This is a genomic window from Vibrio sp. HI00D65 (genome assembly GCF_001635455.1).
In the GTDB taxonomy this organism is placed as follows: Bacteria; Pseudomonadota; Gammaproteobacteria; order Enterobacterales; family Vibrionaceae; genus Vibrio.
Genome location: NZ_LWEH01000613.1, coordinates 166,117 through 179,652 on the forward strand (window position 1 = coordinate 166,117; position 13,536 = coordinate 179,652).

Sequence of the window (13,536 nt, forward strand, 5' to 3'; positions counted from 1 at the left end):
ATTTATACCCAAGTCACTTCGGGATGCTTGAATCCTGCCTATTAAAGTCGCTTGGGAGTACAAGCCCAATACAATTAGAGACAGCTATGTTTAATAAAATTTTAGTCGTGTGCGTGGGCAACATTTGCCGTTCTCCAACGGGAGAGCGCGTTCTTCAACAATTACTTCCAGGTAAAGAGATAGCCTCTGCAGGGATCGCGGCTGAAAAGAGTCGTTTACTCGGTAAGCCAGCCGATGAGGCCGCGATTTTAATTGCAGCAGAAAATGGCGTCGATGTGGAAAACCATCAAGCCCAACAAGTGACACCTCAGCTTTGTGCGCAATATGATTTGATCTTGGTGATGGAGAAGGGCCATTTAGAAGCGCTCACTCAGATCTCACCAGAAGCACGCGGCAAAACTATGTTGTTTGGCCAGTGGATTGGCCAGAAAGACATTCCCGATCCGCACCGTCAAAGCCGAGAAGCGTTTGAATACGCTTATCAGTTGATAGACGACGCCGCGCAAGCGTGGGCCAAAAAGCTGTAGCTTGATATTTCGTCTTTAATCCGCGTATACGCCATTGACCGTCGCATCGTCGAACCGTCACAAAAGCAACAATAACAGAATCATAGACAAGAGGTGCGTCGTTCACTCTCTTGAATAGCAATCATTTAGGAAGTAGCAAACCAATGACAACACAACCCTCGCAGCCATCGCATACAGATAACTCTGATGAGATCGATTTAGGAAAACTGCTTGGTCTCTTATTAGATGCCAAATGGCTAATCATGCTCACCACATTCGTATTTGCTGTGCTGGGTATTGCGTTTGCGCTGCTTTCAACACCGATCTACAAAGCCGATGCGCTGATTCAAATTGAAGAGAAGAGTTCTGGCGGCATCTCTTCTATGGTTGGCGATATGGGCGAGCTATTCTCACAAGAGTCATCAGCAACCACCGAAGTCGAGATCATCAAATCGCGTATGATCTTAGGTGAAACGGTGGATAAATTTAACCTTACTACAGTGACGGCACCCATTTACGCACCCATCGTTGGTAAAGGCTTTGCACGCTTAACCGGTGACATCAACCATATTGCGGTCAGCCGTTTTACCTTGCCAAGCTATGCGAGCGATTACTCACACACCATCGAGATTGTGGATGCCAAGCAAGGCACTTACCAACTGGTGCGTGATGATGAGCGCGTTATCCTACAAGGTAAAGTGGGTGAGTTAGCAACGGCCGATGACTACAGCCTGTTTGTCGCAGGGTTTGAATCTCACAACGGTTTCGAATTCTCTATTGCTAAACAAAGCCGACTAGAAGCGATCGAATGGTTGAAAAAATCCTTGTCTTTGTCTGAGCAGGGTAAGCAAACTGGTATTTTGAAGTTGAGCTTTGTAGGTGAAAACAAGCAACAGATCACTGAGATCCTTAATCACATCAGCCAGATCTACTTCTTGCAAAATGTGAAGCGCAATTCAGCAGAAGCAGAAAAGAGCCTAGCGTTTTTAGAAAGCCACCTGCCGGGCATCAAGTCTGAGCTGACGGGCTATGAAGACACACTAAACAACTATCGCCAGAAGAACGAATCGATCGACCTTGGCTTAGAAGCGCAATCTACCCTAAAAGTAATGGTAGAGCTTGAAGCGCAATTGAATGAACTGACGTTTAAAGAGAGCGAAATAAGCCAGCGCTTCACCAAAGATCACCCCGCTTATAAATCACTGCTTGATAAGCGTAAAACGCTGCTACGTGAGAAAGACCGCCTGAACGAACAGATTCAAAAGTTACCGAAAACGCAGCGTGAAGTGCTACGTATGACACGCGATGTAGAAGTGAACCAACAAATCTACATTCAGCTGTTAAACAAGGTGCAAGAGCTGAGCATTATTAAAGCGGGCACGGTAGGTAACGTTCGTATTCTAGACGACGCCCAAGCCTATAAGCGCGCTGTTAAACCTAAGAAGCCTCTGATCGTAGTATTAGCGACTTTGCTAGGCGGCATGTTGAGTGTGGCGTTTGTATTGGTGAAAGCGGCGTTCCATCGTGGTGTGGAAAGCCCAGATCAAATTGAACAGATTGGTTTGTCGGTTTACGCAGCGGTACCAAAATCCGATTTGCAAATTGAGCTAACTAATCGCTATAAATCGAAAAAAATAAAAACCAAAGGCGCACAGGCACTACTGGCAGAATCTAACCCAGCAGACCTTTCGGTGGAAGCGCTGCGTGGCCTTCGTACCAGCTTGCACTTTGCGATGCTTGAAGCCAAAAACAACGTGTTGATGATCTCTGGCCCGGCGCCAGGCATTGGTAAATCTTTCATCTCGACCAACTTTGCGGCAGTAGCGGCTAAAACAGGCCAGAAAGTGTTGATCATTGATGCCGATATGCGTAAAGGTTACCTACAGCAAAGCTTTGGTTTGAAATGGGATAATGGCCTTTCTGATGTATTGAGCAATAAACAAGAATTTGCGCAATCTATCAAAGCAACACCAATAGAGAACCTAGACATTCTTACCCGCGGCCAAGTACCACCCAACCCATCGGAATTGCTGATGCACCCACGCTTTGCAGAGCTTATGGAGTGGGCATCAAAAGAGTATGATTTGGTGATTGTCGATACTCCGCCAGTATTAGCGGTAACCGACCCAAGCATTGTAGGTGCTTTCGCCGGTACTACACTAATGGTGGCGCGTTATGGCCAAAACACCATTAAAGAGATCGACGTTGCTCGTAACCGCTTCGAACAATCAGGCATTGAAGTGAAAGGTGTTATCTTCAACGCCGTCGAGAAGAAAGCCTCAAGCTCATACGGCTACGGCTACTACAATTACGCGTATTCGAGCGACAATGAATAAACAGCAATGACGTGATGGGAGTGGCGAGATAGGAAAAAGCCACTCCTATCTGTTTTTCTACTTCTTTATCACCCCTCCCGTTAAATACAATCCAATCGCAGCTAACACCGGATAACCAAACGCTTCATTGGTCATTTCTCCCAACGGTTTCCAATCGTAACCGTGCATGCAGCCAAGAATGACCATCACATGAAGTGCGACATAAGGTATGGTGAACAACAACACAATGTAGCGTTGCACCAATTTAAAAGGTTCATACGCTTTCAGTAGTGCTAGCTTGTGCTCCGCCTTTTCTTCATCAGTAAAAAACATCGCATCTCCTGTGTTGGTGAGTGCCTCTAACCCTTTGCTAATGGAAGACTGGCTTCCAAATATTCTCCCGAACAATGTCATACTGCTCCTCAGTTTATTGATTGGCTTTAGCTGACTATATCGCCTTTGACTGTTTAACCTTCTCGCTCTTTACCTCTGATCCTAATCTCTTCATATCTCGTTTACCCATCCCCCGCATCTGCCCCTAAACTCTTCTCACCTCGTATACTCGTATCTCGCATCTGCTCTTAATCTCATCACCGGACACGCCTTATTCACTCCCCAATCTTTATGCTCCTTTACTGCTTCATCTGAAATAGCGAACTTTTCTTGCAACGCCGCCAGCAAGCCAAACAGCGCCTTACGTTGCGCAAACGTGAAATTATCGTCTGGTTGCTGCTTTGCGTTACAGCCACCGATTAGACAAACCCCAATATTACTTTTGTTGCGCCCTTTCACATGTGCGCCAGTCTGCGACAGTGGTCTCCCCAGCTCTACCTTGCCATCACGACGAATCACAAAGTGATACCCCACATCGCGCCAGCCCCTTTTCTTATGCCAGCGGCGAATGTCATTCACGCCTATGTCTTGCTGCGGTGACGTGGCGCTGCAATGCACGGTAATAAAAGAGAAAGCCAAACCGGCGGGGAGGTGACACAAAAAGGAGTAAAGGGATAAAGGTTGGCCCGTTAATCGTGGCCATTGATTTCGATGAGTTGCTGGTGGAGTGCGTGACAAAATGCTTCCTCATGTTGCTGTAACCATTGTTGGGATGCAGGCACCTGGCTTAGTTCCGAATTGCAATGTTCCAGCCAAGCACGTTCCATTGTATTAGCGTAAGCGTCGTGGTAGCGAACATAGCGAAGGTAAGCAATGCAGTAGCCAAGGGTTTCACGCTTGCTAGCTCGGCTTATTGCCCAACAAACATCCTCGTAGTTAACAGCGGCAAAGCCACTGTGTTTAGGTGGTGCGCCATGTACAGAGTTCTGATATGAGCAACAGCGAGAATAATAGTGAGAGTGCGAGTAAGGGGGAGAGTAAGAGTAGCACTCTGCACTGGCCATGTTGCCTCGGTAGACGGAAATAAAAAGAGAGATGATTGCCTTCATTGAACACCTTATGGTCGCGACGGGGAAGGCAATGTAATTCAAGATTTGCGATTAGGGGTGCTGTTGATCATCAATAACCAAGGCTGAGCTAAAAAATGAGAGGTGCTTCGAAGGGAATAAGTTTAATAACAACTCTTGTTGCATATAGATGAGAGTGAACAGGAAAAACACCCTGTGTAATGATACCTCTCGCTCTCATAGATGCCCCTAACTCTTAAAAAGCGGTGTTAATGATCACTTTATCAAGACTTTCGTTTGTGAATCAGTTTCATGAAGAAGGTTTATGAATAACCGCTAACAAGGAGCGTTAATGATGTGTGTTTCTCTGATTCTTTCTTTTATGCCGCTTAAAACTGGCTCGCCGATCAGCAAGCTGGTGCTGCTCAAATTGGCCGATAATGCCGACGCGCGCGGCGTGTGTTTCCCCTCATTAAATTATTTAGCGCAATATTGCGAAGTGTCATTAAGAACCGTGACACGGCACGTTAAAGAGCTGGAAAAACAAGGTTTTTTACAGCGGATAAAGCGCTTTGATGATTCAGGGCGCCAGCGCAGCAACTTATACCAACTGCGTGTGCCAGAAGGCTGCCATATTGAACAGCGCGACTTAACTCATGACACCCCACAGCCTGCAGCTGTATCGGTAACGGATCCAGTAGCTAATACCATACACAACCCTAGTACTGATCAATCCGACACCCACCAGGAGGCCAGGCGATCCTGCACGGAGAGTGACCTCCTGGCACACATAATCTCTCATAAAGAACATAAAACAGGGTTGAGCTTAAAAAAGACCACGGTCGAGAGGGGGCACTTAGCGCAAACAGAACAAGAAAGGGGAGCCGTAGCCACAACGGATACACTCAGCATGAAGAGCAAAAACGCGGACGCCAAAAACTCGGACACCAAGAGCCCAGATGACGCGGTGATTCACCTACTTACCCAAGAAGGAAGCGCTCCGATTTATCACGAGTTCTTTACCATACTAGAACGCACCTACCCCAACTTAGACGTACTGCAACAACTGCACGCCATGCAAGCCTGGTTGTACATTAACCCCGATAAACGTAAACCGTTTGAACACATTGGCCATTTTGTGAATGGCTGGCTAAGAAGAAGTGCGAAAACCAAAACCAAACAGGGGGCATTCACCCCAATAAAGCGAACTAAAGGCACAACGCCTGTTGCCCAAGCACTGGCCGAATACCAAAGCAATAACACCCACAACCCGTTCGAAGCACGCATTAAAGCGCTCATTCAATCGAAAGCGCAGATGAACGGTGAAACTGAGTGAAGCCAAGCTCGGAGCAACTAAAACAGCGAGCAACCCAAACCACACAACGTAAGTGAGCAAGCAATGTAAACAAGGAAGAAAATAACATGGACGATACAGGCTTAAAAAAACTGACGACTGAACAGCAAGCCACGCTGTTGGCCAAAGAGGTGGCGCGAGTAGAAGGGCGAATAGGAGAGTTCTTAAAACTACTGGTAAGCCACTACCCACAAGGTTTAACCCGCACTGAAATTAAAGCACTACTGGCGGTGAACACCAACCCCAGTTTTGTTTCTTTGTACCGTAACGGCAAAATATTCATCGACATAGAGAAGCGCTACTGCGACGCCGCACAAGAAAACCGATATTACATAGGTAAACAATACCTTAAGGACGTACAACGCTTTCGCTGGGTGAATGCTTTGTGAGATATTGGTTCAAATTTCAAACTAGTCAATATGCATACACTTTGTTACAATCTCGGCCTTCAAAAAACCGTATGAAAACCGTATTAGCATGAAGTACGGTGAAAAATCATGAGCCATTGCCTTTAGGAGCCAAACCTAAGGGCGGTAGCGTGCTTAAACAAGAGTAGATCGTAACCCTGAAGGATTTATATAGTCTTCAGGTTGCTCAATTAAGGCTGTTTTACAAAGTAAGTAAAACTTTGGCCTTTTAAGGCAGCGCGCAAACAGACTGTCTCAAAATGGATAAAAAGTATCTCAGTGACTTTGAATAACTGAGATCTACCAATGAGGTTAAACCTCAAAAACTCTCTATATATTCACGTTCGTGAGTTGTTCTAAACGATATATCACAAGAGAAAACTATGAAGATCCTCGTCACTGGTGGTGCTGGTTTTATCGGCTCTGCAGTCATTCGTCATATCATAAATAATACATCTGAGAGCGTAGTCAACGTTGATAAGCTTACTTACGCAGGTAACTTAGAATCTCTTATTGAAGTGGATTCATCTGAACGTTATTCGTTTGAGCAAGTTGATATTTGCAACCGAGCAGATTTAGATCGTGTGTTTAAAGAGCACCAGCCAGATGCAGTAATGCACTTAGCCGCTGAATCGCATGTTGACCGCTCTATCACTGGCCCAGCTGCATTCATTGAAACGAACGTAGTTGGCACATATACGTTATTGGAAGCGACACGCGAGTACTGGAATAAACTTGAAGATCAAGCCAAAGCACAGTTTCGTTTCCATCACATCTCTACCGATGAAGTGTATGGTGACCTTCCTCACCCTGATGAAGTGCCAGAGGGAACTGAGCTCCCAATGTTCTTAGAGACGACATCTTATGAACCATCTAGCCCTTATTCTGCTTCAAAAGCATCAAGTGACCATTTGGTTCGCGCATGGCTTCGTACTTACGGCCTGCCAACTATTGTCACGAACTGCTCAAATAACTATGGTCCATATCACTTCCCTGAAAAACTAATACCTCTGGTCATCCTTAATGCTATTGAAGGTAAAGACTTACCTATCTACGGCAAAGGCGATCAAATCCGCGATTGGCTGTTTGTGGAAGATCACGCGCGCGCTCTATACAAGGTAGTAACCGAAGGTAAGGTTGGTGAGACATACAATATTGGTGGTCATAACGAAAAGCAGAATCTGGAAGTGGTTAATACTATCTGTGACATTCTTGATACGCTAGTTCCGAAAGAGACTAAATACGCAGAGCAAATCACGTACGTTCAAGACCGCCCAGGTCATGACCGTCGCTACGCCATTGACTCATCTAAAATGCAATGTGAATTGGGTTGGACACCGGAGGAGACTTTTGAAACGGGTCTTCGTAAAACAGTGCGGTGGTATCTAGATAATTCTGATTGGTATACAAATGTTCAAGATGGTAGCTATCAACGTGAGCGTTTGGGTATAGAAGCCGTTGAATCAAAGGTGAAGAAATAATGAAGGGGATTGTTCTAGCTGGTGGCTCTGGCACACGTTTATACCCATTAACTCGTGGTGTATCAAAACAGTTATTGCCGATTTACGATAAGCCGATGGTGTTTTACCCGCTCTCGACATTAATGCTTTCTGGTATTAAAGATATTTTGGTCATCACGACACCTGAAGATAATGCTGGCTTTCAGCGCTTACTTGGTGATGGCTCTGATTTTGGTATTAACCTTGAATACGCTGTTCAACCAAGCCCAGACGGCTTAGCACAAGCGTTTATCATTGGTGAAGAGTTTATTGGTGATGATTCTGTATGTCTGGTGTTGGGTGACAATATTTACTATGGCCAATCGTTTGGTAAGCAGCTGAAGCATGCCTGTGAATTCACAGAGAAAGGCTTGGCAACGGTATTCGGTTATCAAGTCAAAGATCCAGAACGGTTTGGTGTAGTTGAATTTGATGAAAATATGAAAGCGGTATCTATTGAAGAAAAGCCAACAAAGCCGAAATCAAATTATGCAGTGACCGGTCTTTACTTCTACGATAACCGTGTCGTTGAAATGGCTAAGCAAGTGAAGCCTTCTGAGCGTGGTGAGCTAGAAATAACCACACTTAATGAGATGTACCTTAATGATGGCTCGTTGAGCGTAGAGCTACTAGGACGTGGCTTTGCGTGGCTAGACACAGGTACACATGAAAGTCTTCATGAAGCGTCGTCATTTGTACAAACCATTGAGCACGTACAAGGTTTGAAGGTGGCTTGTTTGGAAGAGATCGCTTGGCGTAACGGTTGGTTAAGTGATGAACAAGTTCTAACTTTGGCTAAGCCAATGATGAAAAACGATTATGGCCAGTATTTAACTCGTTTGGTTAGTGAAACAAAGAAAAAGGCTGAGGTTTAATGCGTGTATTAATTACAGGTTGTCATGGTCAAGTTGGTTCTTGTCTCACCAAGCAGTTAGCTAATGATAATAATACAGAAGTATTAGCGCTTGATAGAGAGCACCTTGATATTACAAATCAAGATGCCGTAAATACAGTCATTACTGAATTTCAACCTAGCGTTATTATTAATGCAGCTGCACATACAGCGGTTGACAAGGCTGAGGAGGAAGTTGACCTCTCTTATGCGATAAATCGTGATGGTCCAAAGTACTTAGCACAAGCCGCGCAAAGTGTCGATGCGGCTATTTTACATATCTCAACAGATTATGTATTTGAAGGCAATAAAGCAGGCGAGTATACGGAAACGGATACGACAAACCCGCAAGGGGTTTATGGTAAAAGTAAGCTTGCTGGTGAAATCGCCATTGCCGAGGAATGTGATAAGCACATAATTCTTCGTACCGCGTGGGTTTTCGGAGAGCACGGCAATAACTTTGTAAAGACAATGCTTCGCCTAGGTGCAACGCGTGATGCATTAAGTATTGTCGGTGATCAGTCGGGTGGGCCAACTTATGCCGGTGATATTGCTAAGGCACTGATTCAAATTACGAAGTGTATTACTCAAGGTGACACAGTAGAGTACGGTGTTTACCATTTCTCGGGTTTGCCCCATGTAAGCTGGTATGAATTCGCCGACGTTATTTTTGATGTTGCTGTTCAGCAAAAGGTTCTTGTGAACAAGCCAGCTTTAACAAGTATTCCTACTGACCAATATCCAACACCAGCAAAACGCCCGAGTAACTCTCGTTTAAGCAATGAGAAAATTATGACGAACTTCTTCATTGAAGTGAGTGATTGGAAAGTAGCATTAAATAATATTAAAGCGTATACGGATTAAAAAATGAAAGTAATCGATACACGTATTCCAGATGTAAAAATTATAGAGCCCAGTGTGTTTGGTGATGAGCGTGGTTTCTTTATGGAAACCTGGAATCAAAAGCAATTTGAAGAGTTAGTGACGGGCAAGCCGACACAATTTGTACAAGATAACCACTCTAAGTCAAAGAAAGGGATTTTGCGAGGTTTGCACTATCAAACCGAAAACACACAAGGCAAGTTAGTTCGCGTGGTGTCTGGTGAAGTATTTGATGTTGCGGTCGACATCCGAGAGGGCTCACCGACGTTTGGTCAATGGGTTGGTGAATACTTGTCGGCAGAGAACAAACGTCAACTTTGGGTTCCTGAGGGTTTTGCCCATGGTTTTTATGTGACCAGTGATGAGGCTGAGTTTGTTTATAAATGCACTGACTACTATAACTCGAATGCTGAAATGGCAATTCTGTGGAATGATCAAACTTTAGATATCAAGTGGCCAAATAAAGAACAACCAAAATTATCAATAAAAGATATAAATGCTCTTCGTTTCTTAGATATAAAGGCTTTGTAATGAATAAAACTAAAAAAAAGATTCTTACAGTTTTTGGTACTCGTCCTGAAGCAATAAAAATGGCACCATTAGTTCATGCTCTTGCGGCCGATGAGCGCTTTGAAGCAAAGTGCTGCGTAACCGCGCAACATCGTGAAATGCTTGATCAAGTCTTAGCGCTGTTTGAAATCACACCAGACTACGACTTGAATTTAATGAAAGCGGGTCAAACACTCAACGAAGTAACGGCGCGTATTTTGTTAGAGCTTAAACCCGTACTTGAAGAATTCAAACCTGATGTGGTTTTGGTGCATGGTGATACTGCAACTACATTTGCGGCGAGCCTAGCCGCTTATTATGAGCAAATCGCTGTAGGGCATGTGGAGGCTGGGCTTCGTACGGGAAATATCTATTCGCCATGGCCTGAAGAGGGTAATCGTCGATTAACAGGTGCGCTAACGAAATACCATTTTGCACCCACGCAAACGTCTAAAGAAAACCTGCTAAAAGAGAACTTTAACCCAGAAAACATAAGCGTTACTGGTAATACAGTTATTGATGCGTTGTTGATGGTAAAAGACAAAATTGACTCTGCCAGTGATTTGAAGGCAACACTTTCTGCTCAATTTCCTTTTTTAGACGAAAACAAAAAGCTGATTTTGGTTACTGGCCATCGCCGTGAAAGTTTTGGCGGAGGTTTTGAACGTATTTGTGAGTCGCTTGCCATTACAGCAAAGGCTCACCCAGAAACACAGATTCTATATCCAATGCACCTTAACCCAAATGTACGCGAACCGGTAAACCGAATTCTTGCTGGCATTGAAAATATTCACTTGATTGAACCTCAGCAATACCTGCCTTTTATCTACCTTATGAACCGCGCAAATATTATTTTGACCGACTCGGGCGGTATTCAAGAAGAAGCCCCTTCACTAGGTAAACCTGTGTTAGTGATGCGCGATACTACGGAAAGACCAGAAGCCGTTGATGCGGGCACGGTGAAGTTAGTGGGCACTGATGTTGAGATGATCGTTGATAGTTTAAATGAGTTGTTAACCAATGAAAGTGCTTATCAAGCTATGAGTTTTGCACATAACCCTTACGGAGATGGGCAAGCTTGCCAACGAATTTTAAACGAATTAGAAAAATAGTAACGTTAGGAAACCATTATGTCTTTTGAAACAGTTTCAGTAGTCGGCCTCGGTTACATAGGGCTACCAACAGCAGCCATGTTTGCATCCCGTAAGAAAAAAGTAATTGGAGTGGATGTTAATCAACATGCAGTCGATACCATTAACCGCGGTGAAATTCATATTGTAGAGCCGGATCTGGATATGATCGTACATGCTGCAGTAACTGAAGGCTATTTAAAAGCTGTCACTACTCCAGAACCAGCGGATGCTTTTTTGATTGCAGTTCCAACGCCTTTTAAAGAGTACGTTGAAGGTGAAATTCCAGAGCCTGACTTACGGTTTATTGAAGCTGCAGGTAAAGCAATTGCCCCTATTTTAAAGAAAGGGGATTTAGTGATCTTAGAATCAACTTCTCCTGTTGGTGCAACAGAGCAACTGGCTGAATGGCTTGCTGAAGCAAGAAGTGACTTAACTTTCCCTCAAATAGCTGGTGAAAATGCAGATGTTAATATTGCTCACTGCCCCGAGCGTGTTTTACCTGGTCACGTTGTTCGCGAACTAGTTGAAAACGATCGTGTTATTGGTGGTATGTCAACTCGCTGTTCTGAGCGTTCTGTGGAGTTATACAAAAGCTTTGTTCTAGGTGAATGTGTTATCACCGATGCCCGTACCGCTGAAATGGCAAAGTTAACAGAAAACTCATGTCGTGATGTTCAAATAGCATTCGCCAACGAACTTTCGATTATTTGTGATGAGCTGGATATTAATGTTTGGGAACTAATCTCTTTAGCAAACCGCCATCCACGAATTAATATTTTACAGCCTGGCCCTGGCGTGGGTGGACACTGCATAGCGGTTGACCCTTGGTTTATCGTATCGAAAACACCAAATGAGGCGAAAATTATCCATACTGCACGTGAAGTAAACGATAACAAACCTGTGTGGGTTATAGAAAAAGTAAAACTAGCGGTGGCTGATTTCCTTCAAGAAAATCCAGACAAAACTGCTCGCGAAGTAACAGTTGCGTGTTACGGCTTAGCGTTTAAACCTGATATAGATGATTTGCGTGAGAGCCCAGCTGTAGAGATAACAAAACAGATTTCTGATATGCACCCTGGCCGTGTGGTTGCCGTAGAGCCAAACATAACAGTATTACCACCTAACATTAACGGTGTTGATTTAGTTACATTTGACTGTGCACGAAGTGAATCTGATATACAGGTTATGTTGGTCGATCATCATGAGTTTAAAGTAAGTAGACCTTTGTTAGGTAAGATCATCGATACTAAAGGGATTTGGTAGATATTAAGTGCCGTGAAAACTGGCACTTAACACTATTAATTTAAAATAAATTAGATCTTTAAATTTAAATGGTAAACCAGTGTCAATAATATATCTAATATCTATAGTTGTATTTTTTCTCTATGCAATCGCAAAACATAAAAATAGAAAAAGAACGGGCTTTGCTCTGTTTCTTATTTGCTTCTATAGCTTGTTAATATTTTTAGCACAATATAACTTGACAACTCTGGGGAGGTCGTTCCACCCCTCTGATCCTGAAGTGTATTTCTTAGGTGTTAAGGACTTAGACTCCATATTTGATGTAATAGAAAAATATAAGACCAGTTCTAATGTTTATTATTTTTTAATCAACTGGATTTTTTCTAAAGATTTTCACGATGTTAATTTAATTTCTGTTCTTATAAAATCATCTAACGCAGCTATATTCTTATCACTTTATTTGATTTCTACGAGTAGCTACAAATTTTCTAGAATAGAGTTAATATTAATGCTACACCCATATTTACTGTTAACGACGCTGAGAAATGTTAGAGACTTGCATGTGTTTGGTTTGACATTTATGTGTTTTAGTTTAATCAATAGAAATGTGGGTTGGTTAAAAAAGGCTACACCGTATGGCCTCATGTTAATTAGTAGGTCTTTTTACTTTCTTTTCATAGTTGTATCAGAACTTATAAATAGAATTAGCTTTAAACTGAAAAAAATACACATGTATATGGTGATAGTAGCCATCTTAGTATTGTTCTTTTACTCTAACCTTTTCTATCAAGCGATTTTATACCCAGTAGTTGCTGGGTATGGGTTTTATAATGATTATGGTGGACTTTATGGTTATTTTTTGTCCAATGTTCAGTCGTATAATAGAGGTCCAGAATTTCTTACTTCAATTGGGACTGTGATAATATTTGCCTTTGTAAGGTTTATATTTACACCAATAGTACCAAATTATATGGAAAAGTATTTTTCTGCAGAAACAGATGGTGTTTTTTTAAATATATATACAGATTTAGATATGTTTTTGATTTTTTTTGGAGGGATAATAAACGTAGTCTTCTTTATTCCTCTATTCCTAACGAGAACAAGTCTGGTAATTAAAAATGTGAAAACTATAGATGCAGCTTATATTTTTTCCTTGTTGAATTTGGTAATATACTCTCTTGCTCATTTAGGTGGAACAGATATTAGAGTTCGATTCGCATTTTTACTCGCTTTCTCATTAAGTTATGTTTTTTTTGATAAAGAGATGATTCTGTCAAGAAATAATCAATATTTAACAATAGTAATATTGTTGTTCCTACCAATTTTATATCAACTTTTAAAGTTGCTTTAGGTTATA

The 13,536-nt window shown here is 42.8% G+C and carries 14 protein-coding genes; 11 read left to right on the forward strand and 3 right to left on the reverse strand.

Annotated elements, in window-relative coordinates; genetic code table 11:
• The first annotated feature begins 86 nt into the window (after positions 1 to 86).
• Together A3712_RS25785 and A3712_RS25790 are read left to right on the forward strand one after the other, a co-directional pair.
• On the forward strand, positions 87 to 527 hold the full coding sequence (locus tag A3712_RS25785; protein ID WP_063525526.1) for a low molecular weight protein-tyrosine-phosphatase: 441 nt from the start codon (positions 87 to 89) through the stop codon (positions 525 to 527).
• A gap of 143 nt (positions 528 to 670) precedes the next feature.
• Positions 671 to 2,842, forward strand: a complete 2,172-nt coding sequence (locus tag A3712_RS25790) for a polysaccharide biosynthesis tyrosine autokinase (protein ID WP_063525527.1) — start codon at positions 671 to 673, stop codon at positions 2,840 to 2,842.
• Between the two features lie 57 nt (positions 2,843 to 2,899).
• On the opposite strand, the gene A3712_RS25795 is transcribed toward A3712_RS25790, so the two are convergent.
• The 3 genes from A3712_RS25795 to A3712_RS25805 all read right to left on the reverse strand — a co-directional run bounded on the left by A3712_RS25795 (position 2,900) and on the right by A3712_RS25805 (position 4,263).
• Positions 2,900 to 3,235, reverse strand: coding sequence for a hypothetical protein (locus tag A3712_RS25795; RefSeq protein WP_063525528.1), 336 nt, complete (start codon positions 3,233 to 3,235; stop codon positions 2,900 to 2,902).
• 135 nt (positions 3,236 to 3,370) lie between these two features.
• On the reverse strand, positions 3,371 to 3,892 hold the full coding sequence (locus A3712_RS25800) for an N-acetylmuramoyl-L-alanine amidase (RefSeq protein WP_443083628.1): 522 nt from the start codon (positions 3,890 to 3,892) through the stop codon (positions 3,371 to 3,373).
• Complete coding sequence (locus tag A3712_RS25805) at positions 3,844 to 4,263, reverse strand: hypothetical protein (protein WP_063525530.1); 420 nt, start codon at positions 4,261 to 4,263, stop codon at positions 3,844 to 3,846. Before A3712_RS25805 ends, A3712_RS25800 begins: the two co-directional genes overlap by 49 nt.
• 313 nt (positions 4,264 to 4,576) lie before the next feature.
• On the opposite strand from A3712_RS25805, the gene A3712_RS25810 reads away from it, so the two are divergent.
• From A3712_RS25810 to A3712_RS25850, 9 genes are all read left to right on the forward strand, one after another.
• On the forward strand, positions 4,577 to 5,557 hold the full coding sequence (locus A3712_RS25810; protein WP_063525628.1) for a helix-turn-helix domain-containing protein: 981 nt from the start codon (positions 4,577 to 4,579) through the stop codon (positions 5,555 to 5,557).
• Between the two features lie 86 nt (positions 5,558 to 5,643).
• The gene (locus tag A3712_RS25815; protein ID WP_063525531.1) at positions 5,644 to 5,964 is read left to right on the forward strand and encodes a hypothetical protein; all 321 of its coding nucleotides are present in this window, start codon (positions 5,644 to 5,646) and stop codon (positions 5,962 to 5,964) included.
• A gap of 401 nt (positions 5,965 to 6,365) precedes the next feature.
• On the forward strand, positions 6,366 to 7,463 hold the full coding sequence (gene rfbB, locus A3712_RS25820; protein WP_063525532.1) for a dTDP-glucose 4,6-dehydratase: 1,098 nt from the start codon (positions 6,366 to 6,368) through the stop codon (positions 7,461 to 7,463).
• On the forward strand, positions 7,463 to 8,356 hold the full coding sequence (gene rfbA / locus A3712_RS25825; protein WP_063525533.1) for a glucose-1-phosphate thymidylyltransferase RfbA: 894 nt from the start codon (positions 7,463 to 7,465) through the stop codon (positions 8,354 to 8,356). The genes rfbB and rfbA overlap by 1 nt, the downstream gene beginning before the upstream one ends.
• Positions 8,356 to 9,237 carry a dTDP-4-dehydrorhamnose reductase gene (rfbD, locus tag A3712_RS25830; protein ID WP_063525534.1) on the forward strand — a complete coding sequence of 294 codons (882 nt, stop codon included), beginning with the start codon at positions 8,356 to 8,358 and terminating at the stop codon, positions 9,235 to 9,237. The genes rfbA and rfbD overlap by 1 nt, the downstream gene beginning before the upstream one ends.
• A gap of 3 nt (positions 9,238 to 9,240) precedes the next feature.
• Positions 9,241 to 9,786: a dTDP-4-dehydrorhamnose 3,5-epimerase gene (gene rfbC, locus A3712_RS25835; RefSeq protein WP_063525535.1), complete on the forward strand. Its 546-nt coding sequence runs from the start codon at positions 9,241 to 9,243 to the stop codon at positions 9,784 to 9,786.
• Positions 9,786 to 10,916, forward strand: coding sequence for a non-hydrolyzing UDP-N-acetylglucosamine 2-epimerase (wecB, locus tag A3712_RS25840; protein ID WP_063525536.1), 1,131 nt, complete (start codon positions 9,786 to 9,788; stop codon positions 10,914 to 10,916). Before rfbC ends, wecB begins: the two co-directional genes overlap by 1 nt.
• Positions 10,917 to 10,934: 18 nt before the next feature.
• Positions 10,935 to 12,200: a UDP-N-acetyl-D-mannosamine dehydrogenase gene (wecC, locus tag A3712_RS25845; protein ID WP_063525537.1), complete on the forward strand. Its 1,266-nt coding sequence runs from the start codon at positions 10,935 to 10,937 to the stop codon at positions 12,198 to 12,200.
• A gap of 79 nt (positions 12,201 to 12,279) precedes the next feature.
• The gene (locus tag A3712_RS25850; RefSeq protein ID WP_063525538.1) at positions 12,280 to 13,530 is read left to right on the forward strand and encodes a hypothetical protein; all 1,251 of its coding nucleotides are present in this window, start codon (positions 12,280 to 12,282) and stop codon (positions 13,528 to 13,530) included.
• Positions 13,531 to 13,536 lie beyond the last annotated feature (6 nt).